Origin of the sequence: Paenibacillus sp. JJ-223, assembly GCF_927798175.1 — a bacterium.
Lineage (GTDB): Bacteria > Bacillota > Bacilli > Paenibacillales > Paenibacillaceae > Paenibacillus > Paenibacillus hubeiensis.
The window spans coordinates 318,682-344,181 of record NZ_CAKMMP010000003.1; the positions used below are offsets into that span (position 1 = coordinate 318,682).

Genomic DNA, 25,500 nt, shown 5'->3' on the forward strand with positions numbered 1-25,500 from the left:
TTAACGCCCAAGCAGGAGCCAACTTTATGCGTCGGCTCCTTTTCATTTGGTTCATCCTATGGTTCATCCTAACGGTTTAACCATTTGCAGCAAAACGAGGAGGCAGACACCATACAATACCATTGCTGTTACTTCCCCGGGAGTACCCGGGAAAAAGGTATGTGCGGCCATCCGGGACGAATAGCCCAGCGGTATGCCGATGAATAATATGACGAAGCCCCATACAGCCATTTTGCTCCAGAATGTGCATTTCAGCAGCCTTCTGAGCGCAAAGACATTGGCTGAGAGGACGATCAGCTCCATAAGCAGAATGCCAACCACGGCTCCGTTCAAATGCAGGTAGGGAATAAGTATGTAGTGGCAGCATACGGCAAAAGCGATGCTGACTGCTGTGCTGATGAACGTGATTTTTCTTCGGTCCTGAGCCCATAGAATGCTGGTCGTGATTTCTCTTAGGCCGACAATTAACGGGATTGGGGACAGCCATTGGATCAACTGGGCGGCATCCGTAGAATTAAACAATAACAATGAAAGCTCTCTTGAATATATCCAAAAAAAGAGGCTGGATACCAAGCCCCAATTCCATGCATATCGGATGGCTTTGAAACTGTATGCCTGAAAGAGGTTTTCCTGTTGTTTTTCCCAGCTTGCCGAAAGTTTCATGGTCATAGTATGGGAGATCGCCGCTGTAACAATAGTCGGCATATAAGCGACAAGAAGGGCCATACCTGTCAGCAAACCAAAAAGGGCGGTAGCTTGGTTGACGGAATACCCGGCGCTCTGAAGCCTTGCAGGTATAATAATGGCATCGATCATGTCTGAAAACGGTATGAGCAGACGTGTCAGACAAATCGCGAAAGAACTCTGAAGGAACCATTTTTTATCCGTCCCCGACGGGGAGAACGGAGAGCCGATTTCAGCAGTATTCCTTGCAGTAAAGGCAAGCAGAATGACAAAAGCGGCAATTCCCCCCAATGTCGTCCCCATCATACTCATCCCGCCGGCATAGTGCGCACCTTTAGGTAACAGGAGAAAGCATAACGTTAACATCATTGCTATTCTGACCAACTGCTCAGCTACCTCGGAAAAGGCTACCGCTTGATAATGTTCCAGACCCTGGAGATATCCCCGCAGCAGGGCAAGGGGCGGAACAACAACAAAAGCTGGCGCCAATGCGCGAATAAAAAAGTAGCTGTCTGCGCTTCCCATAACATGCGAAAGCTCTGCTGTAAACGCAAGGGTCAGCAAGAAGGCGAGGGCTCCGCCGATCATAAGCAGAACCGCCAGCCGCTTAAACCATGTCCATCCTTGATGTTTCGTTCTGGCAGTGTATAACGCTAGCGATGTAGGGAAGCCGCCTGTGATCAGCATAAGCACAAATCCGAAATAAGCATAAGCAATCTGAAAGAGGCCGATCCCTTCGGCACCGATCATCCGTGTTAACGCTACTCTGCCTGTAAACCCTATGGCTTTGGTCAACGCGATGGCGCCAAGCCGCATTCCCGTTTGCATCATGAGCGACGACTTGTCCATTGCTCTGGTCCTCCTGTTCTAACTTGTCCGTTCAAATATATGAACTTTATGAACAAGTAAGAACATAGGGAATGCGTCACCTAGTCCCGAATATGAATGAACAGATACTGGGTTTCGTCATCCCATCCCAGATCAAAGGGAGCCTTGTATCGGTCGGCCGTATGCGAGTTAACGAGCGGATAGCCGTGATCGTCAAAGCCGGTGACGATCGAGAAATGATCCACATCGTTGTGCATAACGTGGGCAATCAAATCACCTGAAACCAGCTCACCGATGGCTCCGTATGGACGCTTGTCTGTTCGCTGTGTAAGATCACCGAAATGCCCTCTGGCGATAACCGTTCCATACCCGCTGTTTAGAAGAAAATGCTTGAATGAATCGGTTTGCACCCAGGTACGGGTACCTCCATTCGGATAATGATATCTCCATGGTCCCCTCATCTTTAAGCCGCCTCCTTCTTCGGGATCACCCAAAGCCTGGGATGCAAAGTTGGTGCAGTCTCCACCCAAATGATTATAATTTTTATATTTCCGGTTATATTTTCCTTCGTTTCCGGCTCCCCATGCCAAGCCGGCATACTTATTCGCATAGTCGACTGCACGTTGGCGATTATACTGTTTGCCTGAAGGGATGCTCCGGTCGGATGGAGAGGGTGGTAACACGCCTGCAGGAATTTTCTTGGGGTTTTCCTCCAATGGATCAAGAAACCATTCCTTGGCCACAACCCAGCGGTTGTCTTTTTTGGTCAGCGTCATTACATGCCAAGTCCCCAGACCAAACCAATTCATCTTGGAAGGAGTATCATGATACGTATATGCGATTTGTTGTGAATGTCCCAAAGTTAATTTGACTTGGTTGCCCGTAAATTTCATCCTGCCAATCCGAACCTTCGATTGCGCATCGACGACGGCCATGCTGCGGTGGTCGGCCCAAGCATGCAAATAGGTGGCTCTGATTTTCTGAATGTTGAGGGCGTGCCGTCCAGAACTGGAACCGAGGTCGTAATCCTTCTCCAGTTTGACGCTTGTTCCGGCCAGATGCTTGGAACGCGTGTGAAAAAGATCGTTCAGGAACACTTCTACTTCTTTTGTCTCCATGTCGGATGCATCTTGGGCATTTGCGGACGACGGGTAGTCTGCAAATGAAAAAGATGTTGAGATCAACAACATGGCAATCCAACCAATGATGTGACGTAACTGCATTTGCCTGCTCCCTTTTCCATAAATTATTGGATCAGCCGCGTATAAACAATCAAGCGCTGTTCATGCTCTTTTTTGGCACGGTTGTATATCCCGGTACAAGTAATCAGGTTTAAACGAAAGTCGGACGTTTCACCAAAAATCCGATCCAAGGGAGCTTCATCCGTAAAATAGGATTCAACGGATTCCACTTGATATACCAGAGAACGATTGCTTTCATCAAACAAAAGCACAAAAGCGCCGGGTTTCAGTTTTTTGAGCGGATAGAAGACGCCTGGACCTTTATAATCATCCACATGTCCGGAAATTAACGCATTGCCTGCTTCTCCTGGCAGCACGCCTCCAGCAAAATATCCGGCAATCTCGCTTGATTTGGGAACACCGAGCCGGCCGTCTTTTTGAACGTCGACAGGAACGACTGGTGCACTAAGGTTAACCGAGGGGATACACAATCGTACAGGTTTAAGTGCAGACCATGATGTAGAATCCATGTTTTCTTGCTCATGATCGGGATCAGGCTTTGCTTGAAATGCTTCATGGTGAGCCTGAAATTGGCCCTGGCTTGTTGACCATAACCCAATGCTAAGGCTAAGACAAATCACGAGAAACAGAAACCATAAAAGATATCGTTTTGTCATTGTTCCCATCCTCAATGTTTGAAAGGACAAAGGCAAAATGGATTCCCTTTGTCCTTTCGTCGGCTGTTACTCGCTTACTCCGCCGTAACCGGATTTCGGAAGTGCATGTGGCTTAACGCTTTTTGCACGCAGTTTGTGTTCCTCTTTAACGCTTTTCGAATGCAGCTTATGCTCTCCGCCAGCCGATTTCTGATGCAGCTTGTGTGCTTTTTCGTGCGCTTTTGTTTTCATTTTGTGCTCTGTCTTGTGCAGCTTATGCTCTGCTTTGTGCGTTGCTTCAGGGACTGTATAAGCTGAAGCGGAAGCAGCAGTGGCAGCAAACAACATACAAGCAGCAATCGCCGTAATGCTTGATTTTTTCATGGATTTTTCCTCCTCGGAATTAGCGGAATTGGGTTGCGTGTTTACTGTTGCCTGTTGTGACGGGATTTATTTAATATTTTTTTGCATAACTTCTCAAAAAATTCCAAAGGAAAAGTAGCGCTCATTTCAATAAATCGCTTTACAAATCGAAACGGTAAAAGCAGCAAACGGTTAGTGTTACCCATAAAAAATTAGAATCCCCTCCTCCGATAACCATCTTATCGGAGGAGGGGATTCTTGATACCAAACGGTTTCTTTATTGGGATTCTGAGTCAGGTGATTCCCCCAATTTTAATTTCAGCCAGCCTTCTACTGCACGAAATGGAGGTGGAACCAGAAAGGCATTTCCATTGGATGGATGGAGATTCGAAGTTTCGACCCATGCCCCATCCTCTCCGGGCGTGATAAATTCCCATTCCCGGTTAGGCAGCTGCGTCAACGGCATAACATAGCTTTCTCCTCCGGCCAGCAGCGGACCTAAATAAAAGGTCAGATAAAGCCTGTTTAAAGCAGCTTCGATCCGATCCGGCGGAAGGCGGTGTTCAGCGACTGGCAGCATGCCGCTTATGAGATGTATCGTTGCATAAGGGTCCATAATCAGGGACAAGGCCGTCCCGTCCGTACGGTCGCCAGCGGGAACATCGACCCGATGATTATGCCTGAAATAATCGGAGGTGTACCCTGTATCGGCAAAAGCGCTGTTGAACTGCTTATAACCAGTCTGGTCGTCACGAACAAAAAAGCCGATCATACCATCCCCCGTATGATGGGTTTCGCCAATCCATAACGGCATCTTAAACTGACTAATGGAGATATCCGGAGGGGAATCCGGGCCCTTGAAGGTTTCAAAAAATTTATAAGCCGCAGGCGGCCCGGCCTGCACCAGCTTGACATGTGCCTTCACCAATGCCAGCGGTTTTCCGGCATATTGGCTTAAACCGGTTGAGCCTGTGGACTCGGGCTGATGAATCTCCCACATGGCCGAGTCGACCAGGTCAAGAAACGGGGTGAGCACATCCTCTTTATGTTCACGGCTTCGGCGCAGAAACTCACTTAAGAAAGCCTTCAAATCCGGATTTATTCCATCGGGCAGTTCTGCAGATCCTCCTCCCGACGGCTCTCTCTCCGGTGTGCCCGGCGCATTTCTCCAATGGACCCGATCTCCGTCGTAGGCCGTCACGATCAGGCTTCCAAGCATATAGCCGTCCTCATCGTAAATCAACAAGCTTTGATCCATATAATTCGGAATCATCCAGCCGCAAATGGGGGAATCCGGAAGATTAAAGTCGCAGTTTTCTCCGCTGCGGCCCTGAATCCAGTTAAAATCCAGCCGGGTGGGCTGCATAAAGCGCGGAGGAAGCATCATGTACTGTCCAATCGGGAAAGGCAGCATTCTCATATTTTCAGCGATGGCATATTGGCTGCATTGAACCTCCTGGAATTGACCGAAGGTATCGATCAGTCTGAGTTTATCCAGTTTACACCAACCTCCCCTTAAAGGAGAAAAGAACGTATTGAACAGCGGCTTTTCTACGGCAAACTCTCCTAATGCCTCCCTGACCCGGGCTGCCAACTCCGCACTTCCAATATTAAACACCATGACAGGGAAACGCAGCGCAAGCTGACTCATTAAAAATCGTTCATTAAAGCCTTCCAGGGTCTGAGAGAGATAGTCCAACTGGGTCAGGTCCCCAAATTTCTGCGTTTCCTCTGCGCCCAATTGCTTGAGCGTCATCGCATAAAGCTGCTCCGCGATATGAGGGGTCAAAAAAATGCTGCCCTCGATCACCACAGACTCATGGGTATCCGGTTCCGAATTGTGATATACATAGTCCGTGCCTTGAAAATTCCAGTGATCCAGCTGCGGGTGACTGCTGACAAGTTTTTTGTCCGGATAGTAGAGGGCCCGCCAGCTAAGGATCACAGGATTCCAAGGTTCACTCCATACATTTAAAAACAGCGGGTCGGGCAGCTGCTGCCCTTTATCCAAAATGCCTCTTTTCGTAATGTCCTCCAGTGCCTGATTAAAGACTTTTAGCAAATCGTCATATTCATTTTCCGACAACGGCAAGAGATCCAGCTGCTGCGCAATGACATTAACCAAGAGATCCGCGCAGTTCGATGTAAACAGTACCGCCTCAAGCAGCAGCTCAGGATAATTTCCTTTAACCTGCTTCTGGGCAAGCAGCTGATCGGTATGACAGGATACCGAATAGGCGTTTTCTCTGAATTTAAAGTCAATCGTAAAGGAGCGGATCGTCTCTCCAAGCAGTCTGCATTTTAAAAGCTCTCCCTGGGATCCGTTTGAATCAAAGAGATTTCCCCGGCTTGCGCCCGAGAGAAGAAGAACCGGCGAATTCGGCTCGTAGAACCGGTGGTCCGCCGTTTGTTCCAGATCATAGAAGCTGTGAATAGAACCGACCAGCTGTTGTTCAAGGATCTTGAGGTGTTCCGCGAGCTGCTCCAAACCGGACTCCGTAAGGCCCAGCGCCTGGATTTCCTTTGCCAGTGCCTCCTCATATTCCCTCATATTTATTCTTGCCTGGTCATTTCCTAACGGTTCGACGGTGTAGGCTGTAATGATATATTTGCACCAAAGATCATAGATGAACGATCGTTTTGCATCGGCTTCAAATCGCTGCTTATAAAGCTCATCAAGCCCCTGCTGCAAGCTCCTAAACAAACGCTCCTCGTCAGGGGTGAGTTCCGGCAGCTCCTGATGATCACTGTCGCTGTTGCTGATTTTGCTCTGAAGTGAGTAACTGTTCTGTTCCGCAACGATTTGAAACCGTTTTTTATGGTCCATATAGTCTGCCTGATAAATCCCGTCCAGGTTCATCAGCTTATGACTTTGATCATTTAGTAACACCCGCATTAAGCGCTCGTTCGATAAATGATGTGCCGCATTTAAAGCGGCAACCGCTTCAACGGATGAATTGCCAACGGCCAGTTTGGGCATCGGAAGATTGCGGATGAAGTGGCCGTTATAATCCTGTTCGTCATCCCCCCAAAGAAGGCCGGTTACAACTCCGTGCAGCACCGGATAGGCGGGATAAACCAGACCCTCCGGGGGGGTCCAGCCGAACCGGTACCTGCAAATTTCCTCCGATTCGATCAAAGCCGGCTGATTTTGATAATAACCCCGTATCACGTAGCTCACTCTGATATTTTTAAGACGATTCCCAAATTTGTCATCCGCCAATAAATCATCATAAAAGCCGAATACATTGACATGATACGGATACATGACAGAGAAAGCGGGATTACCCGGCCCAAGCGCGTGAAGATCTTGAAGTCTCTCCAAAGGCTCATTCACGTTCGTGTCGATCGGAAAGGACCGGCCCAGGATCCGGTATGGAAAATCGGGATCATCAAGCTTGGGAAACGTCAAGCTGTCTTCATTCCAGAAAACCGGGCCTTTTTCTTTTTCCATCGCATCGCTTTCCACAATCCAGTGTTTGCAGGATACCCGATCGGGTTGCTTTTTCGATGACCACAGCCGGGAGACGATCCACCGGTTAGGCACTCTTGGATATTCGGGCTCAAGCTCTTCGTGGGTTTGATATCCCTGTCTCAGGCCCTCAGGCAAAATCCAGCTCAGATGGATTCCTGGCTTTTCCTGGTTCTTTTCACTCATCATCGGAGCGGGAACCTGATCTCCCAGCGGATCTCTGCCGATTTTGGAGAAATTATCGGTGATATCGGCAAAAACGGTGGGCGACGGAGTTGTTCCGACCATCATCGCCTGGACCTTGATTGGAACGCACAATGTGTTATTTTTAGGTAAACGTGGGATTTCCATTCCCTTACACCTCGCCCTCATTCCATGTTCAACACCGCGAAAGTTATTCGTTTTATTCGTCGGTTCTTATAACTCTTCCGATATATGGAGTTTTGATCATCTGGAGTGCAAACTCGGCGGATGTGATCTCCTTTTGAAAATAAGCCTCCATATGCTTTGCCGTTTGATATATATCAATGGTTCGCAAATTCTCGTTCTGCACGGCGACTTCAATCGAATCCGATTCAGGGAGCAGCTCGCCGCTGTCCAAATTTCTCATCCGCTTCATGTACCTGCCGTTGATCTGATTAAACCCGAAAAAAAATCCTTCCGGCGGTTGAGCCATTTCAAGCGTATACGGGACCCCCTCAAACAAACCGATTAACACATCATCGGACAAAGTTTCAATCCGGAGTGCCCGCAGGGGGGTGCCCTGAGAGGAAAGGGCTCTAAACTCCAGCCCTCGCCAGCCGGGGACCAAAGGCGAACGAAGGAGAAATCCCCCGATGGCTTGTACCTCATCGTCCAATTCCTTTGCCGTAACGGACTTGTTTTGAAGCAGGGGACGGACAGCCTTCATTCGTTTGCCGATTTGGGATATGACCGCATCGATTAATTCCTGATCATGGGTCAGATCCAGGGAAGCGTTTCTTCCCAGGCTGCAAGCTCCGTCAATCAACGCCTGAAGCCAGTTGGGGTTCACATAAAACAGACGGATGGAGTCTGACGGCAGCATCGATTCCGTAGGGATCAGGTAATGAAAAGGCAGGTTCACCAGCAGACCTAATTGGCTCAGCCAGCCGATCAATTCATCGTCCTGATGTTCCAGGCGTACAGGCTGATTTTTCGTGAGCGCAGCAAGCTCGCCAAACACACGGCGAATATGCGTGCGGACGACCTGAGGCGAATTATCCCAATCCATCCGGGCTTGCATCCGAAATCACCTCATTCAGCAAAGTTTTGTATCGATCGTTCAACTGTTCCAGCAGGATTTGTTTTCCGCTGGATCCGGGTTGAGGGTCAGTTCCTTCTGGTGACCGGGCTGTTTTGACAAAAGAATATCCGATGGAGCTCTCATCCTTCCAATCATGAACCCGTTTTTCATTGGACGGTGAAGAAAGGTGAAGGCTTAAGAGCCCTTGATAGACCGAAGTCCTGGCCAGTGTTTCATTGCTCTGGCGCCACGAATACAGCTTTTGGGCAAAAGACTGATCCGCCAGCGCCATCGATTTTCCGATCTGCCATGCGCTGGAATAGCGAATATCCATCATTCCTATATCGGGATCATAGGCCAGCAGCTGGTCGGCGAAGCGCGCGCACTTGACTGGGGTCCTCGGATCCTCATAAGGAATCAGCGGAGACTGGTACCAGGAAACAACCTGACTTCCGTCCCGTACAACATGATTCATCGGAAAGTACCCGAGCTTGCACAGCTTCTGAATTTGCTCGCTGCTTCCCTGGTAAGGGGTAGACAGCATGTCGGCATCCAGGGATGCGAATGCCGATCCGAAATCAAAGGCGGCTTTTGCCATGGAGAAGCTCCAGTTTGCCAGCACGATCATTCTGGCCGTTTGGACATGTGCCAATGCGTCACGGCGGCTTTGCTGGCTGCTGAGACAGACCTCGTATCCTTCCAAAGATACGAGGCAGGCGGTGTGCCGAATGGCTTGGCTGTCGTCGCCGGGGGCCAGGCAGAACCGGTTTGAGACGACCGTTGCAAACCAGTCGTCATTGACGGAAGCGTCGGTCACCTTCCGATCCAGGCTTACGCCTTTTCCGTGAGCCAGCAGCGATAATGCTTCAGGGTAAGGTAATATTTCTGCTAGAAGATTCGCCGGAATATGTACATAGGTGCACGGATCTTCCGGCTTCTCATGGTCTTCCAGCGGGAGAGAAGGAACAAAAACGCCGGCTTCCGGCTGCAGCGCGTTTCCCACCGTGCTTTCGTGGAGCTGGATGCTTTCCGTCTCGTCGAACACAAGGAGGGCGAGCCAGGGCATATGGGACTGGCCCTTCAGCAAAGCCCTTTCCCAGGGAAGGGTTCTGCGGTTCAGCACGATATGGGGAAGACATTCCGCATAGTTGCCCACAGCTTCCCTAGGGGGATAGACGGAGTAGATTTGATCCGGAGACAAGTAAAATCTTTCGGATGAAACCTTGAAGTCGGTTGTTTCACTAGAGAGCCGGCAGTTGATATTGGTAACCTGCTCAACCTGAACCCGGTAGGTTCCGGCCTTCAGCGGCGGTTCACTTCTTTGCGCGAAGCGGATGGATTCTCCCATGGACAGGCTCCTTTCTTTGTTTCTTGGCATGATCTAGCTTCCCTGGCTGCCTGTGGTACGAAGAACGGGAACCGCGAAAAGCACGGCCTGCGGATTATCGGCCAAAGCTCGCGTCTGTACCTGATTCCAAGTTCCAAAGGCTTCCGCTGTATCCATTAGAAGACGGTCTCGTCTGGGATTGCTGCCAATCGTGGTTTTTACGATATTCAATACGGTTTCAGGCTCGGCGGGATACACCTTTGCCGGTTCATATACGGGAGGGTGATAAACGGCAGTTCTGATGATCAGCTCTGATGAGCTTAGAACCGATTCTGCATAGCTGCCTTCCCGGGGAAGGATATGAATTAACGAAACCGGATTATGAACGGTAATGGACATGCCTACGGGCATATCCCTCATCAAAGAAGCATCCGGTCCCGGCGCCTGGTTTCCCCATAAGGCGGACGGCATGTTTCTTACTTCGGGAACGGCTTGCAGAAACGGAACAGCTTGATCATCTTCCAGTCTTTTGATGGTGACGTGCTGTTCCATTCGAACATCGCTCAGACCCATGGGCACGATCCCGAATTTCGTTTTGTTCTGCAGCAGCCTTTGTCCGTTAAAGTACAAATCGGAGCAGGGCGTTTTCTGCTCGATCATAATTCCGGCTCTAAAACCGTCGACGATATAAACGACGCTGCCATCCGCTTTTTGATATTGGGTGAGAAGTCCGCTGGTAATGGAGATGCTGCCCAGTCTGGCTGCTCCGGCTGCCGCAAAAGCCGACGCTGCAAGCCTGGCTTTACCGTCTCCGAAGGATCCGGGAATAAAACTGTCCGCGAATTCATCCCAGCCGATGGTTCGGGTCTCATGCGGATTGTCATCCCCGAAACCGATGGTAAAGGAGATAATGGTCCAATTGATTCTGACTTTTCCTGAAAATTTGGGTCCCCAAAGCGACAAATCTGCTCCCATCTCTACCTTGAACGTTTTGCCGATGCCGAATATTTTGATGCGGTAGGATACGCCGACGGATACCCGAACTCTGGCTTGATAAAAGAACGGCTTCCATTTCAAAATAAAATCGGCAGCAGCATAGAACCAGGCTTTCAGATTTCCCGACTCAAACAGCAGCTGCAGGCTGACGCCGGCCATCATACAGGAAGGGGTTACGGCAAAATAGGCGTTCCCTTTAATTGAAATATTGCGATTGATGATCCAGGAAACACCGAGTGCCGGGATATATGGATAATGGATGTTATGGAATGCCGGATGGTGGCATCCGCCCAGGGTGATGATGAAGTCTCCTTGATAGGTTCCGCTGAACCAAAACCCGATCGCAAAGCCTCCCTGGAGCTTACAAGCCGGGTCAAACAGGAAAGAACGGTCTGTCAAAGCTGCCATGACCAGCAGTTGGCCATTTCCCGGATCGAATACGGCTTTCAGCGCAAGTTCAGCCCGCATAATCGGGCTTACTCCGGTTAATTTTGGCGGCATCGATGCATTGGATAAACCGAGCAGGGAAATGACCAGTCGATTACCCATTTCGATATTGAGCAGCGCAAAGCTTTCCAACACGCCATACGTCGTAAATCGAACCCCTGCCGATATGAAATATTGGCCCGAGGCGGGAACGATCGACTTGCTCAAAGCGCTTAAGGCCACCATCGGCGGTGTGTCCGGCCGAAGTCCCGTGTTGTCTCCCATAGCCGCTTCCACCAAAGGGAAGGACCGGACCTGGGTCAAGTCGGGCAGCTTTAAGGACCGATTCACCCCGAGCCCAAATGCCAGGCCATTAACAAAGAAGAAGGGCGGTCCCCCGAGCGGCAAGCCAAGCATCAGGTAAGCAAAAAAGGTCATTTCTCCGCTGCCGGGCATCTCGCCGTAGGAACCGAGGGCCTGCAGGCTGTATTGACCGATTTTTAAGCCTAAAACCCCATTGTAAAGCGTCTTTTCTTCGGGTGATTTATATAATCCGCCCGTCAGGCTGAACCCGGGCTTCTCCAGCGTGACCATCAAACCGCTCAGTCCAAAATCGAAGTCGCTCAGGTCTTTTAAAGAAGTCGACACGTTAAGTTCAAAAAAGTCCAGCCGGATGAACGAGATCGTAAAGCTTGCGTCGAGATATAACGTAAGCTCGGATTCGATCAGACTGACTCCGATTTTGGAGAAGTACAGGACGCCGAAGCCTTTATGGATGTCAAGCCAATGGATGGTGTTTGTCGGAAGTTCCGAAGCATTCCCCGGTAGCTGAGGAAGTGCAAGCTTGTTTTTCAAGGATTGGATATAATCTATATCGAGGTTAACGGCAAGCTGTTTAATGACTAGCCGGGCAAGAAAAGTAAATTTAAATTCAACATTTTCCGTGTAACTCAAATTCAACCCTTTAAAGATAAAGCCGTCTCCGGGATTACAGAACCGGCCGATGATCGGGAGACTGGAAAGCTCCAGTTTCCGGTCAAAGTCCAAAGCCAGCTTATAACTATCTGCCGGTTTATTCGGACTTTTCCATGCTTCCAGCAACAAATGGCCAAAATGACGTATGCCACCATCGAAGACGATTTTGTTTTCGTCGGATAAATAATCGATTCCGATGGATTCGATAACCAATTCGAAGTTCAAAAACTCCGGAAGCAGGATGCCAAAATTATCGGCCACCTCACTCATTTCAAAAGAGATGTCCGGGTTGACCCATTTCCCTGCAACGACAAGGCCTTCTTTTTTCTTGATAAAAACAATTTGAAAGAGGGCTTCCCCGATGTAAAACTCGCTGTGAAGCACGGCGGTCAGTGATTTGACGGATTCAGCATCGTAAGCTTTCATTTTATTGACGGCTCCTTAGTCTAAGTTAAGAGCTGGTTAATATCTTCAAGCTGCATGCGCTCTATAATTTTTTGGCGGTTGGTGTTATAGACGGCAATGCCGAGAGATTTGATATTAAAGAGCTTCAAGCTTTCATCGGGATGAACCGGATTTAAGATGACAAAGTTAAATGCATACTCGCAAGGCTTGGAATTGGCCTGGATGCTGGACGAATCGACGTAAACGAAGAGCTGGCGGATTTGCACTTGAATATCCGCGAGGTTTTTCAGGCCCAGCGATTCCAACGTAGACTTCATGCTCTCTTCGTTGACCTTCTGACCGCCGCCGAACGACTGGATAATGTTATTGATTTCGGTGACCAGCTCCGTCAGCGTCATGCTCTGGGCTTCAGGATCAGTAGGCATGACGAGGATTTTCGTTTTCTTTTCGTCCTTGGTCACCTCATACTGATAGACGCCTTTGAGACTACAGTTCAGAATCGTCAAATCCACGAAAGCCAGAACATTGTTGCCTCCTGCGGCTTCGATGTTGAATACCTCTTGACTCATTTCGTTCATCCTCTCCACGTAAATGGTTAAAGTTTGTATAAGCTGATGTATAAGAAAGCTGCGATGCTGAATCGCCAAGAGTTACCGGACATTGAAGTCAAAAAATTCGGTTTGAAAAATGTCCGATTATACAATATGTGATGAGCTGGAAAATCAGTACGTGTGTTATGACTTGGAATTTCAAAAGCAAAAAAAGCCGCTAAATTAGCGACTTTTTCCTGTATGTCACGTGTCTTGCGCGCTCACAGCTCAACGATATCCGTGGCGATATTTTCGCAAAATTCGCTGTCATGCTCCACAAAAAGAAGGGTAGGGGCGTGCTCGAGCAGCAATTCTTCGATCTGCATTCGGGAAATAACATCCACAAAATTGAGCGGTTCATCCCATACGTACAAATGAGCCTGCTCACTAAGGCTTTTGGCGATCAGCACTTTCTTTTTTTGGCCTGCGCTAAACGTCGAAATGTCCTTCTCCAATTGCAGCCTTGAAAAATCAAGCTTTCTTAATATGGATTTGAACAGACTTTCATCAATATGCCGGGCGGCGGCAAATTCGGATAAGCTTCCTTCAAGACCTGAAGTGTCCTGGGATACGTACGAAATTTTAACTTGGGGATCTTTTCGGAGATGGCCTGTATACGTGATCCGTTCATCACAGATCAGTTTCAGGATGCTTGATTTTCCAGATCCGTTTTTGCCGAAAAGAGCGATGCGATCCCCCTGTTTGACCGTGAAATTCACATCTTTACAAACCGTCTTGGAGCCATACGATATCGATACATGTTCCAACTGCACAAGTTCATCTTTGTGAAAATCCAATGGATGGATCTGCAGACGTTCCGCACTCTCGATATTTTTGAGGAGTTTGGATTTTTCGCGGATGGCTGCTTGCTGTCTTTGCTCCAAGTTTTTGGAGCGTTTCATCATTTTGGCAGCCTTATGTCCGATATATCCTTTGTCCACCTTGGAGCCTGAATTTCGGGTGCCGTTTTTCGTCCGTTCGACTTCATGCGACCAGCCTCCCGTGCGTTTGGCGGAATCGGATAAACGTTTAATGTCTTTTCTTAATTTTTCGTTGCTTGCGAGCTCGAATTGATCTTGTCTTTGTTTGTTTTCCCACCAAGCGGAAAAATTCCCTTTCTGAATCTCGATATTGGTTTTATTGATGGAAAGGATGTGGTCTACGCAATGATCCAGGAAGGAGCGATCGTGGGATACCAAAATAAAACCGCTTTTGCTGCTGATGTAATTGCTGACGAGTTTTCTGGCATGAATGTCCAAATGATTGGTAGGCTCGTCAATGAGCAAAAACCGATTTTCCTTCATAAACAAGGCAGCCAGCAATATTTTCGTCTGCTCCCCGTTCGACAGTGAACTGAAAGGCCGATACAATACATCTTCCGAAACCTTTAACAGGTTCAGTTCTCGTACAAGTTTCCAATGCAGGTACTCTGGATAAACGTCCTCGACGACCTCGATCGTCATCGCATCTTTATTTTCGACGTGGAAAGGAAAGTACTCGAAACTAACGTTCGCAGATATCGTACCACTATATTCGTATTTGCCGAGCAGCAGGTTAAGAAACGTCGTTTTTCCTCTGCCGTTCCTTCCCGTAAAGCCCAATTTCCAATCCGTATCCAATTGAAAGCTTACATTCTCGAATATGTTATCGTAACTGCCTTCATAGGCAAAAGTCAGGTTAGAGACGTTTATTAATGACACAAGGGATCATCCTTTTCATTTAATTTAGATGGCTAAATGATAGAGGAAATGACCATGACATGGATCCCTTTTTTGATAATCTGAATAAGCTTGTTTCTAATCAGAGTTCCGATTTAACCGTATGGTGGACCATGTCAATGTTCATCCTCAGCGACAGGCCCACATAAACATCTACAACCTCTAATTCGGTCATCCTCTGGTCCCCCCTTTAAAAGTTCTGTATTTCAATAGAGAAAACTTAACATGGTTTATAATCATGGGTCAAGTTGCAGGGACTCGGCATCATCATACCGGTTTTGCAGCGATACAGCCAAGTCCTATACTTTATCCGGTTGCTGTTAAAATATGTAAGCGCTACACTCGGAGAGAAGGAGCGAATCGAAACCAAGGCCATTCGAGTTTCATGCTCCTTTAGCCCGCTTTTCTTGGAATGTAAATTCACGCAGAAAGGAAGGTGGTGTCGTAACGTGCTTGGCGATGCAGGGGAGTAGCTGGAAACCGGGGATCTGCTGCAAGCGAAATTCAGAGGGAGAAGGAATAATGTTGTCATTGTAAAGCTGTTCGATCGAAGAACGCAAGCCTTGAAGGGAGCACTGTACATGATAACTTCGGCACCTGAAGGATTTGACCAATACCGCGATAACATACCGCGCGGCGTGGTCGAGACGGTGGAGTATGACTCCGCAACGGTCGGCAATGTACGTAAAGCATTGGTGTACAAGCCGCCAGGATTTTCTTCGGCACTTACGTACCCTGTCCTTTATCTGCTGCACGGGATAGGCGGGGACGAGACGGAGTGGCACAACCATGGCGCTCCACAGACCATTCTCGACAATCTCTACAACGACAGTCTGCTTGAACCGATGATTGTGGTATTTCCCAACGGCCGCGCCATGCCTAATGATCGCGCGGAGGGAGACCTTTTTGATCCCGAGAAAATAAGAGCTTTCGAACGGTTTGAATCCGATCTGCTTCATGACCTTATCCCTTATATCGAGTCCAGTTATCCTACAAGCACAGCCAGGGAAAACAGGGCAATCGCCGGCTTGTCCATGGGGGGTGGACAGTCCTTGAACATCGGACTCAGCCATCTTGACCATTTTGCTTGGGTCGGCGCCTTTTCGGCAGCTCCGAATACCAAAGCCCCGGAGCTGCTCGTGCCCGATCCGGCCAAAGCGTCTTCGCTGCTCTCGTTGTTATGGCTTTCCTGCGGCGATCAGGACAATCTCATCCGGATCAGCATCGGCGTACATCAATACCTGGAGCAGCAAGAAGTACCTCACATTTGGTATGAAGAGAGCGGAGGGCATGACTGGCCGGTGTGGAAGAACGATCTGTATCTGTTTTCGAAACGCCTTTTCAAATGATTGCCCGCATTCAATCACTCGTTCAAAGAAGTCCGTAAAGGTTGCTGTGACGATGTTAATTCAGAATCCATCAAAAATATCAGGAGGTATTCCGATATGTTTAAATTTGGGAAAAAATTGATGACCGTTGTTCTTGCAGCTTCCATGAGCTTTGGTGTCTTCGCCGCAACTTCCGGAGCCGCGACGGATTATTGGCAAAACTGGACAGATGGTGGAGGTACGGTCAATGCCGTGAACGGTTCAGGCGGAAACTACAGCGTAACCTGGCAGAATACGGGGAATTTCGTTGTGGGTAAAGGCTGGACGTACGGGACGCCTAATCGTGTAGTAAATTATAACGCTGGTGTATTCTCACCTTCGGGTAACGGATACCTGACTTTTTATGGCTGGACCCGAAATTCGCTGATCGAGTACTACGTGGTAGATAACTGGGGAACATACCGTCCGACAGGTACGTATAAAGGCACCGTAAACAGCGATGGCGGCACGTATGACATCTATACCACGATGAGATACAATGCTCCTTCGATTGACGGCTATCAAACGTTCCCGCAATACTGGAGTGTCAGACAGTCCAAACGTCCCATCGGAGTCAACTCCACGATCACGTTCAGCAATCACGTGAATGCATGGGCAAGCAAAGGCATGTACTTGGGCAGCAGCTGGTCTTATCAGGTTATGGCAACCGAAGGATATCAAAGTAGCGGAAGCTCAAACGTAACCGTCTGGTAATCGTTTTCCTTGTGAAGGCAATCGGAAGCAGGCGTATCCTGAATTCCTGAACTGAACCTAGGCAGGACAGGTCCACGATCTGTCTTGCTCTCAGCTTCAGTTTCGAAGGAGGTCGTTGAATGGGAAAGTGGATGATATTGCTTTCAATTCTAGCTGTTGCTGCTTTGAGTGCTTGTTCAACCGCCGGCTCCACGGTGAGTGATGATCTTATTCTGGTTGAGGGTGGTACGTTTAAGAGCAGTAAGTCCGCTTATAGCGGCAAGGACGTTACCCTGTCTGATTTCTATATCGGGAAAACCGAAGTGACTCAGAAGCAATGGATGGAGGTCATGGACAATAACCCGTCCGGCTTCAAAGGAGAAGACCGGCCGGTTGAGAGGGTAAGCTGGTATGACGCGGTGGAATATTGCAACAAGCGCAGCATCAAAGAAGGTTTGAAACCTTATTATACAATTGATAAGAATACAACCGATCCAAATAATAAAAATGAATATGATAACCTGAAATGGACCGTTACCATCAACGAAGGATCAAACGGCTATCGCCTGCCTACAGCGGCGGAGTGGGAATATGCTGCAAGCGGAGGGCAGAAAAGCAAGAATTATACGTATAGCGGCAGCAACAATGCTGATGAAGTGGCCTGGTACTGGATGAATGCGGGGGACAAGCCGTTAACCGGAGAATGGAGCTGGCCGGTCATTGAGAACAACCGCACACAAACGAAACCTGTCGGTACACAGAAGGCCAATGAGTTGGGCATTCATGATATGTCCGGCAATGTAAGAGAATGGTGCTGGGAATGGCACAGCCACCCGGAAAGCCCGGAGAATACTTGGCGAGTAACCAAGGGCGGAGGCTGGGTCAGCGGGATGAACAATTTGGAGATCTCTTTTCCAGGCAAATTCGATGCTAATGGCTTAGGGCCCGATCAGGGTTTGAGGGTTGTACGAGGAAAATAAAGGGGGTCCCTTCAATAGAGAAGGGTTCTTTCCTTTGAAACTAAAAAGATCATTTTGAACCAATCATCTTTAAAAATGAATATCTGTTCTTTCAAGTTTGTTATAGTTCGAATAAGGAGAAGTGTATAAAATGGGGACAACACCCATGTAAGCGCTTTAAATTAAGTGGGTGAATTTGAATGGAGGTGTATGATGAAAAGAAAGACATGGGTTGCGTTAATGGTTTCGGGAGTGGTTTCATTATTATTTTCAGTAAGCGCTTTCGCGGGGTATGTATTTTGGGAGCCGCTAACGTACCACAACCCGAGCACATGGCAAAAGGCTGATGGTTATTCCAATGGTTCGATGTTTAACTGCACCTGGAGGGCGAATAATGTTAATTTTACGAGTGACGGCAAACTGAGGCTGGGTTTGACAAGTTCTGCATACAACAAATTCGATTGCGGGGAATACCGAACAACCAACAAACATGGGTATGGTCTGTACGAGGTGAGCATGAAGCCTGCCAAAAATACGGGAGTCGTGTCTTCCTTCTTCACCTATACAGGGCCTGCGGACGGGACGCAGTGGGATGAGATTGATATTGAATTTTTGGGAAAAGACACGACGAAAGTGCAATTCAATTATTACACGAACGGCGTCGGCGGTCATGAAAAAATCATCAATCTGGGCTTTGATGCGTCCCAAGGCTTTCATACGTATGCATTCGACTGGCAGCCCGGTTATATCAAGTGGTATGTCGACGGTGTTCTGAAACATACGGCCACAACGAACATTCCGAAGACGCCGGGTAAAATTATGATGAACCTGTGGAACGGAACTGGCGTGGATCACTGGCTTGGACCGTACAATGGAGCCAATCCGCTGTATGCCGAATACGACTGGGTGAAGTATACAAGCAACTAAAATGGCCAAAGCACAATAAAGTAAAATCATGAAAGGGAAAGTGGAGAGGTATGCTCTCCGCTTTCCCTCTTTTTAATTGCATAAAAAAGGGAGTCCGGAAGCGAAAAATACAGATGATTAAACGAAAAAACGGCTGTTTTTTTGCATTTTTACAAGGAACATTGCACTAATACAACATTCATATCCATTTTCCAATATCCTAAATTAATGCAATAAATGTTGTAATATTAGTATGGGCATACATACGGATCATTCATTATGATGGACTCTGTAAACAACATTACTACATAGACAGGGGGAACAAAGGTTGGACATGAGCAAAAAAAGAAAAATAGGCAGTTTGGCGCTCGCCGGAGTGTTCGCGCTTTCCGCTGTACTCAGCGGGTGCGGCAGCAGTGGACAGAGTAAAGAAGCTGCGTCGAGCACACCAAGTGCTGCACTGGAGATGAAGGATGGTAAATATGATCCGCCTGTCAGCATCACGTATTTGCGGCCATGGGGTCCGGATGTGAAGTTCAAATCAGGTGAGGACCAGGACAACAACGTACACACCAAATGGGCAAAAGACAAGCTCGGCATTGAATTGAAAAATCAGTGGGTTTCACCGTCCACCAATAATGCATTCGAAACCAAGCTGCGCCTCTCGCTTGCTTCCAATGCGGAGATGCCAGACATTATCTCGTATCGCGGGGAGTTCAATCTGGTGCGCGAGTTGATCGAAACTGGCAAATTTGCAGATGCTGGCGAATTGTTTGATCAATATGCGAGTGATACGTGGAAAGCAGCCGTTAATGAAGATCCTTCCGTATGGTACCCGTACATGCAGGACGGCAAACGAATCGGCATTCCGATTCTCGACTATGCCTATAACGGAGATCCGGTGATGTGGATTCGGGAAGACTGGATGAAAAAATTCAATCTGAAAGCACCGGAAACATTAAGTGATCTTGAAGTAATCATGGAAACGTTTACAAACAAAGATCCGGATGGAAACGGCAAAAAAGATACGTATGGTCTGACGATCGGATTCAAAAATTGGTTGAACACCTGGATGTCTGATGCAGGCTGGATTTTCGGAGCGTATGGCACGATGCCGAATCAATGGAACCTGAATGCAGATGGCAAGCTTGAATATGGCTCCGTCACACCTGGTGCAAAACAGGCTCTTGCCACATTGCAGGACTGGATGAGCAAAGGGTATATCCCGGAAGAAGCGGGCGTTTATGACGAGACCAAAGCTGCGGAAGAATTTACGGCAGGTAAAGCAGGCATTGTTGTAGGACCTCACTGGATGCCGTCATGGCCGCTGGAGGATGTGAAGAAAAATAATCCGGAAGCTGAATACAAAGCTTATCCCATTCCGGCCGGACCAGACGGCAAAGCAGGCAGACGTGGTACATCGAACGGTAATGGCGTGATCCTGATTAACAAGGACATGAAGAACCCGGAAGCCTTCTTCACCTACCAGAACTATCTCTTTGACCACTATGCGAATCCAACAGAAGGCGATGAATTCGAACACGGCTTCGCTGAAGGATATGACTGGGCTATGGTTGACGGCAAACCTTCTACAGATGCCGGTGCGACCGGCGGTTATTTGCCTGAGAAGTACACGTTGACATTTGACGGTGCACGGATTCCAAGTCTGAGCATGACCACACTCGCGAAGCTTGCAAGCGGGGAAGAAGCAACAACGCCTTTCGAGAAAAAAATGAAATCCGGCGTGCCGGAACCGATGCTTGCAGCAGCCAAAATTGTTATGGATCAAAAAGATATCGTCTATAACCAAATGTTCACAGGCGCTCCAACCATGACGATGCAAATGAACAACGATATTCTGTCGAAGATGGAGAAGGATTTGTTCTCGCAGATCGTTTATGGCAAAGCTCCGGTAGACGCGTTTGACGGCTTTGTCGAGAAGTGGAAATCTTCCGGCGGGGATCAGATTACGCAGGAAGTAAACGAGTGGTATCAATCCGTAACAAGCGGAAAATAAAGCGAAAGATTAATTACAACAGCTGCATGAGCAGTCTTGTTCGTATGAATAGACTAAGTCGTGTGAACAACTGGACCAAGAAGCAAACGAAATTGAAAAGGCATTGTCGGAGATCATTCCGGCAATGCCTTTTGGCTGTACGGGCGTTGGAACAAGCGCGTCTCACATCTCTAGGTTCGGGCAATCGAACAGCCAGCCTTTGGATTCCGCGTTGTATCACACGGGCAGATTCTCCCTGTACTCTTGCGGGGTCACGTCATAGAATTTTTTGAACACCCGGATAAAATAGGCGGTATTGTTGTACCCGACAAGCTCGGCAATCTCAAATACTTTTGCACTGGATGAACGCAGGTAATACGCTGCTTTTTCCATACGCAACCGATACACATAGGCGGTAAGAGCTTCTCCTGTCTCTGCCTTGTATACCTTGGACAAATACACCGGATGAAGGTGAACATGCTCTGCTATAGCGGGCAAGGAAACGTCACCAGCGAGGTGATGGTCTACAAAGCTTTTGACACTGCGCACGATCGTGCTGTGATTGTCCTTCAGCTCTTGTTCCGCATCCTCACTGATCGAATGAAGCGTCCGGATGGACCAGTCTTTCAGCTGCTGCGCGGTGGCATAACTCGGTGCATGAAAGTATCGATACGTTTCGGCAGGAAGCACGGAAGAGATCTGTTTGCCGTTCTTGTGAATGATGTAAGCAAACGCCCCCGCCAAGGCATGATACACTTCGATGGTCGTTTCCGCAATGTCATGATGCTCGCCTGAATGCAGCAGTTCATCAAAGATTACCTCGATTTTCTGCTCCACTTCGTCAAAACGTCCGGCTTCCAGCAAACTGATCAGCGTAGGCGGTTTGTACAAGGAACGGATCGCCGGCACCGGATGCACATCCGGATCATCCGAAGCCGTAACGAACAGGCCTCGTACCTGACCCATCCGCTTGCGCATGGAACGTACGGCTCCCTCGTAAATTTCACCGATCTCGTAAGGAAACTTGCCCCAATGGGAGACCGAGATGGAGATGGCGCCTTTCAAGTAGAGCTGTACATTCGTTTGAATCTGGGCTGCATACTGCTCCAGCAGGGCTTGCGGTTTCTCATCCTTGGTCAACCCTGTTGATGCGCCGTGTTTAACGCTGGCCAGTACAACAAGATAATCGTGGACATCCCGTGTGTGCCAGATATGAAAATGATGCTGCATCACTTCACTGATGATATTGCATATCGCGTATTCCATTAGAGAAAGATCATGCTGGCCCATCTCGGATAAATGCTCCTCCATACGGATCACCAGCATGCCCAGTTCTTCACCGATCGAGTAGGGCAGCTCCAGCAATTCAAGCTTGTCCGACAGGGCTTGCGGAGAATAGGTTTTGCCTGTGAGGAGTTCATGAAGCATGGTCGATTGCAATAGAGGCAGGTTCTCCTGAAAAGCATGCAAGGCACGTTGATATGACGCAGCAGTTTCCCATTTTTGCTTGATCCGGTCCACGAGTCGCTGCACGGTCTCGATCAGGTCTTCATCACTAACAGGCTTGAGCAAATAGTCGAAACTTTCCAGCGCCATCGCCTGTTTGGCATATTCAAAATCGGCATATCCCGATAAAAGAACGGTCTGCACATGCGGCCAGCGTTCGTGAATGGCTGAAATCAGCGCAATGCCGGACATCTCCGGCATGCGAATGTCTGTAATAACGATATCAATATCGTGATTTTCCATGATTTCAAGCGCTACCGCGCCGGACAAGGCTTCGTGAACCGTGCCGATTCCGCAGCTCTCCCATGGAATCGTTTCGGCTAACGTTTCCACGACCGATTTTTCATCGTCAACCAATAAAATCTGTAACATGCGTATCACCTACTCTTTGATATTGTCGTTCCATGTGATGCTTACTTTAACGCCGCCGGTTGGCGAATGTTCATAATGTAGTCCGGCCCCGTCACCATACAAAAAGTACAAACGTTGATGAACGTTCCAGGTGCCGCAACCCATATGTTCATCCAGTGGTTTCAACAGATTGCTCTTCAATTGATTCAGCTGTTCATCCGTCATGCCAAGTCCGCTGTCTTCAACGGTAATCTTGTACTTGTCATCCTTGCAATCTGCAAAAATGGTAATATGGCCGTCCTCGGATCGAGGCTCAATGCCATGAATGATAGCGTTCTCTACGATAGGCTGAAGCGTGAGTCTTGGAACGGTTTTGTCCAAAATATCATCAGGTACGTCGATCGTAAAATGCATCCGTTCCAGTCTCAACGACTGGATTTCCAAATAATTTTTGACCATTGTCAGTTCTTCCTTGACCGTGGCTTGATCCTTCTCCGACCTTGTTATGTATCGATAATACTCACCCAGATTCAGAGCCATGGCGACCACGGCTTTTTCGTTTTTCATCCTGGCCATGTTTTTGATGTAGAAGAGGCAGTTATAAAGAAAATGCGGATTAATCTGCGACTGCAATTGCTTCAGCGTAGCTTCGCGTCTTCTCAGCTGCTCCTCGTACACATTCTCGATCAATTCCTGAATGCGCTGGGCCATGATGTTAAATCGTGCAAACAGCAGACTGAACTCGTTCCGTGACGAATGCTGCAAACGAACGGAAAAGTCCCCGGTCGACAAGCGATTCGTACCTTTCACCAGTTGAAGAAGCGGGAGTTGAACGCTCCGGTACAAGACATACAACACAACAACGCTCATGGCGATCAGTACCGTGATGGAAGCAAAAAAGAGATTGCGGCTGCTCGTAATCGGTCTCAGAATTTGCTGCATGGGAACATAATCGACATAATACCATCCCAGGCTGCCGGATTGAATATAGGAAACATAGTATTCGGTATGATCCAGGTTGGTAGTAAAGCCGCCTTTGCCTTGCAAGTCCATCTCCCGCAGTTTGCTTTGAACCGCTTTCAAGGTGTCATTGCCGCTGCTGTTGCTGATCAGGCCGAGTTCTGGATGAAACATGAAGGGATCGCCCTTGTTATTTAACTTGTTCTGATCCAGCATCGCCGTCAAATGACGAACAGGGAAGCTGATCTTTGTGATTAATCTGGCTTTGTCCGGTTTGATGCTCGCTGTGGTCGGGTCCGTGGTGTACCATTCAAACTGGTTAAGCGCATACGTCCATGATTTCGAGAGCGGTTTCGTGAATTCGTTTTCCCGGTACGGAATAGAAGCATAATAATCCGTCGAGATGACTTTTTGCAAACGCGGAAAATACAACGTAATCGTTGAATGCCATTTGCTGGCCGCATTGTACAGGTTCAACTTTTCAAGAATGGCGCTGCCTACCTTGACACGTTCATAAGGGTTATCTTTATAGTCCGGACGCTGGTATTCCTGAATGCTGGAATCCTGGCCAATGGACATGCCGTAAAGAGACAATTGGTAAATATTGGATTCTACCGAATCGGCAAAAGTCGATAGATGATTCATCGAATTATTCTGGATTTCATGTTCGATCACGCGTACGCTCTCCCTGTTCGAGTACGTGTACAGAAACAGCACCAGTACCAGCAATACGATGAACAGCAGGGTGATTTTGGTAAAGACATTCAGACGGGCGAACAACGTTCAACCTCCTCAACTCATTTAAATATTGTTATCGTTGTTGCAATATTAGGATATAGATCGCAAATGGCCGTTGCTATAATTTTAATATACAAGTTCATGCGGACTTGTAAAATACAAAATTTAGAACATGGGGGATGTTGGGGTGAAGGAACATACGTTGGAAACGCCGCATAAACGGCGTGCCGCCAAGACGAAAAAACGCTGGAATATGCGGCGAAACTGGTCCTTGCATATGATGCTTGTACCGGCTGTTTTGCTGGCGATCATTTTTCAGTACATACCAATGGGCGGCATCGTCATCGCTTTTCAGGATTTCAAGCCTTACTTGGGATTTACTGAATCCAAATGGGTTGGTTGGGATAATTTCAAATATTTGTTCTTGTATCCGGATGTTGGGCAAGTGATCTGGAACACCCTGGTGATTGCTTTTTTCAAAATCATTGCAGGGCTGATCGCTCCATTTTTGTTCGCCATCTTGTTAAACGAGGTTCGCTTGGTCGCTTTTAAAAGGGTCAGCCAAACGCTCGTATATCTGCCGCACTTTCTCTCATGGGTCATTCTCGGCGGAATTTTGCTGGATATCCTGTCTCCGCAAGGAGGCATGGTGAACAAACTTATCGTTGCGCTGGGCGGGGACCCCATATTTTTCCTGGGGGATGGAACGTGGTTTCGCATAACACTGATTGTCAGTGATGTCTGGAAGGAATTTGGTTTCGGCACGATCGTATTTCTGGCTTCTCTCTCGGGCATCAATCCGGCGTTGTACGAAGCGGCCGAAGTGGATGGAGCCAACCGGTTCAAGCAGACGCTGCACATCACCATCCCTGCGCTGATGCCAATTACGATCGTACTTATGACACTCTCCATCGGAAACATTCTGAATGCAGGATTCGATCAGGTATTCAACCTGTACAATCCGCTCGTTTACGACAAAGGAGACATTATCGATACTTTCGTATATCGACTCGGTATCTTGAACGGCAAGATGAGTTTTGCCACAGCGGTAGGTTTGTTCAAATCCGTGGTTGCGACCATTCTGATCGTTATCTCATACCGACTCGCTTACAAACTGGCTAACTATCGCGTGTTCTAGA

General features: G+C 48.2%; 18 protein-coding genes. 6 read left to right on the top strand and 12 right to left on the bottom strand.

Going from position 1 to position 25,500, the window contains the following annotated elements:
* Window positions 1-63 precede the first annotated feature (63 nt).
* From L6H98_RS07755 to L6H98_RS07800, 10 genes are all read right to left on the bottom strand, one after another.
* Window positions 64-1,533, bottom strand: coding sequence for an oligosaccharide flippase family protein (locus tag L6H98_RS07755; protein ID WP_236414091.1), 1,470 nt, complete (start codon window positions 1,531-1,533; stop codon window positions 64-66).
* A gap of 80 nt (window positions 1,534-1,613) precedes the next feature.
* Window positions 1,614-2,735: an amidase domain-containing protein gene (locus tag L6H98_RS07760; protein WP_236414092.1), complete on the bottom strand. Its 1,122-nt coding sequence runs from the start codon at window positions 2,733-2,735 to the stop codon at window positions 1,614-1,616.
* A 23-nt stretch (window positions 2,736-2,758) separates the two neighbouring features.
* Window positions 2,759-3,223 carry a class F sortase gene (locus tag L6H98_RS07765; protein WP_236414093.1) on the bottom strand — a complete coding sequence of 155 codons (465 nt, stop codon included), beginning with the start codon at window positions 3,221-3,223 and terminating at the stop codon, window positions 2,759-2,761.
* A 213-nt stretch (window positions 3,224-3,436) separates the two neighbouring features.
* On the bottom strand, window positions 3,437-3,733 hold the full coding sequence (locus L6H98_RS07770; RefSeq protein WP_236414094.1) for a hypothetical protein: 297 nt from the start codon (window positions 3,731-3,733) through the stop codon (window positions 3,437-3,439).
* Between the two features lie 256 nt (window positions 3,734-3,989).
* A complete protein-coding gene (locus L6H98_RS07775) occupies window positions 3,990-7,535 on the bottom strand; it encodes a hypothetical protein (RefSeq protein WP_236414095.1) in 3,546 nt (1,181 codons plus the stop codon).
* 52 nt (window positions 7,536-7,587) lie between these two features.
* A complete protein-coding gene (locus tag L6H98_RS07780) occupies window positions 7,588-8,448 on the bottom strand; it encodes a hypothetical protein (protein WP_236414096.1) in 861 nt (286 codons plus the stop codon).
* Complete coding sequence (locus tag L6H98_RS07785; protein WP_236414098.1) at window positions 8,423-9,826, bottom strand: hypothetical protein; 1,404 nt, start codon at window positions 9,824-9,826, stop codon at window positions 8,423-8,425. Before L6H98_RS07785 ends, L6H98_RS07780 begins: the two co-directional genes overlap by 26 nt.
* Before the next feature lie 3 nt (window positions 9,827-9,829).
* Window positions 9,830-12,598, bottom strand: coding sequence for a DUF6603 domain-containing protein (locus L6H98_RS07790; protein WP_236414100.1), 2,769 nt, complete (start codon window positions 12,596-12,598; stop codon window positions 9,830-9,832).
* Between the two features lie 20 nt (window positions 12,599-12,618).
* Entirely contained in the window at window positions 12,619-13,146 is a 528-nt protein-coding gene (locus L6H98_RS07795; protein WP_236414102.1) for a hypothetical protein, read from the bottom strand.
* A 242-nt stretch (window positions 13,147-13,388) separates the two neighbouring features.
* A complete protein-coding gene (locus L6H98_RS07800) occupies window positions 13,389-14,867 on the bottom strand; it encodes an Lsa family ABC-F type ribosomal protection protein (protein WP_236414103.1) in 1,479 nt (492 codons plus the stop codon).
* A gap of 599 nt (window positions 14,868-15,466) precedes the next feature.
* Here L6H98_RS07800 and L6H98_RS07805 point away from each other — a divergent pair.
* The 5 genes from L6H98_RS07805 to L6H98_RS07825 all read left to right on the top strand — a co-directional run bounded on the left by L6H98_RS07805 (window position 15,467) and on the right by L6H98_RS07825 (window position 20,827).
* Window positions 15,467-16,234, top strand: coding sequence for an alpha/beta hydrolase-fold protein (locus L6H98_RS07805; RefSeq protein WP_236414104.1), 768 nt, complete (start codon window positions 15,467-15,469; stop codon window positions 16,232-16,234).
* A 96-nt stretch (window positions 16,235-16,330) separates the two neighbouring features.
* Window positions 16,331-16,966 (top strand): glycoside hydrolase family 11 protein, encoded by a 636-nt coding sequence (locus tag L6H98_RS07810; protein ID WP_236414105.1) that lies wholly within the window; start codon window positions 16,331-16,333, stop codon window positions 16,964-16,966.
* A 119-nt stretch (window positions 16,967-17,085) separates the two neighbouring features.
* Window positions 17,086-17,925: an SUMF1/EgtB/PvdO family nonheme iron enzyme gene (locus L6H98_RS07815; protein ID WP_236414107.1), complete on the top strand. Its 840-nt coding sequence runs from the start codon at window positions 17,086-17,088 to the stop codon at window positions 17,923-17,925.
* A 192-nt stretch (window positions 17,926-18,117) separates the two neighbouring features.
* Window positions 18,118-18,831: a glycoside hydrolase family 16 protein gene (locus L6H98_RS07820; protein ID WP_236414109.1), complete on the top strand. Its 714-nt coding sequence runs from the start codon at window positions 18,118-18,120 to the stop codon at window positions 18,829-18,831.
* Window positions 18,832-19,138: 307 nt separating this feature from the next.
* Window positions 19,139-20,827 (top strand): extracellular solute-binding protein, encoded by a 1,689-nt coding sequence (locus L6H98_RS07825; RefSeq protein WP_236414110.1) that lies wholly within the window; start codon window positions 19,139-19,141, stop codon window positions 20,825-20,827.
* A gap of 216 nt (window positions 20,828-21,043) precedes the next feature.
* Here L6H98_RS07825 and L6H98_RS07830 read toward each other — a convergent pair whose 3' ends face one another.
* Both L6H98_RS07830 and L6H98_RS07835 read right to left on the bottom strand, forming a co-directional pair.
* The gene (locus L6H98_RS07830; RefSeq protein WP_236414111.1) at window positions 21,044-22,684 is read right to left on the bottom strand and encodes a response regulator; all 1,641 of its coding nucleotides are present in this window, start codon (window positions 22,682-22,684) and stop codon (window positions 21,044-21,046) included.
* A gap of 9 nt (window positions 22,685-22,693) precedes the next feature.
* Entirely contained in the window at window positions 22,694-24,403 is a 1,710-nt protein-coding gene (locus L6H98_RS07835) for a histidine kinase (RefSeq protein ID WP_236414112.1), read from the bottom strand.
* A 211-nt stretch (window positions 24,404-24,614) separates the two neighbouring features.
* Between L6H98_RS07835 and L6H98_RS07840 the strand changes: the two genes are divergently transcribed.
* On the top strand, window positions 24,615-25,499 hold the full coding sequence (locus tag L6H98_RS07840) for an ABC transporter permease subunit (RefSeq protein WP_236414365.1): 885 nt from the start codon (window positions 24,615-24,617) through the stop codon (window positions 25,497-25,499).
* The last annotated feature ends 1 nt before the right edge of the window (window position 25,500 follow it).

Excerpts from the sequence above, each read along its gene's own strand:
- L6H98_RS07755 (WP_236414091.1), bottom strand. The coding sequence starts at position 1,533 with ATGGACAAGTCGTCGCTCATGATGCAAACGGGAATGCGGCTTGGCGCC.
- L6H98_RS07760 (WP_236414092.1), bottom strand. The coding sequence starts at position 2,735 with ATGCAGTTACGTCACATCATTGGTTGGATTGCCATGTTGTTGATCTCA.
- L6H98_RS07765 (WP_236414093.1), bottom strand. The coding sequence starts at position 3,223 with ATGGATTCTACATCATGGTCTGCACTTAAACCTGTACGATTGTGTATC.
- L6H98_RS07770 (WP_236414094.1), bottom strand. The coding sequence starts at position 3,733 with ATGAAAAAATCAAGCATTACGGCGATTGCTGCTTGTATGTTGTTTGCT.
- L6H98_RS07775 (WP_236414095.1), bottom strand. The coding sequence starts at position 7,535 with ATGGAAATCCCACGTTTACCTAAAAATAACACATTGTGCGTTCCAATC.
- L6H98_RS07780 (WP_236414096.1), bottom strand. The coding sequence starts at position 8,448 with ATGCAAGCCCGGATGGATTGGGATAATTCGCCTCAGGTCGTCCGCACG.
- L6H98_RS07785 (WP_236414098.1), bottom strand. The coding sequence starts at position 9,826 with ATGCCAAGAAACAAAGAAAGGAGCCTGTCCATGGGAGAATCCATCCGC.
- L6H98_RS07790 (WP_236414100.1), bottom strand. The coding sequence starts at position 12,598 with ATGAAAGCTTACGATGCTGAATCCGTCAAATCACTGACCGCCGTGCTT.
- L6H98_RS07795 (WP_236414102.1), bottom strand. The coding sequence starts at position 13,146 with ATGAGTCAAGAGGTATTCAACATCGAAGCCGCAGGAGGCAACAATGTT.
- L6H98_RS07805 (WP_236414104.1), top strand. The coding sequence starts at position 15,467 with ATGATAACTTCGGCACCTGAAGGATTTGACCAATACCGCGATAACATA.
- L6H98_RS07810 (WP_236414105.1), top strand. The coding sequence starts at position 16,331 with ATGTTTAAATTTGGGAAAAAATTGATGACCGTTGTTCTTGCAGCTTCC.
- L6H98_RS07815 (WP_236414107.1), top strand. The coding sequence starts at position 17,086 with ATGGGAAAGTGGATGATATTGCTTTCAATTCTAGCTGTTGCTGCTTTG.
- L6H98_RS07820 (WP_236414109.1), top strand. The coding sequence starts at position 18,118 with ATGAAAAGAAAGACATGGGTTGCGTTAATGGTTTCGGGAGTGGTTTCA.
- L6H98_RS07830 (WP_236414111.1), bottom strand. The coding sequence starts at position 22,684 with ATGTTACAGATTTTATTGGTTGACGATGAAAAATCGGTCGTGGAAACG.
- L6H98_RS07840 (WP_236414365.1), top strand. The coding sequence starts at position 24,615 with ATGCGGCGAAACTGGTCCTTGCATATGATGCTTGTACCGGCTGTTTTG.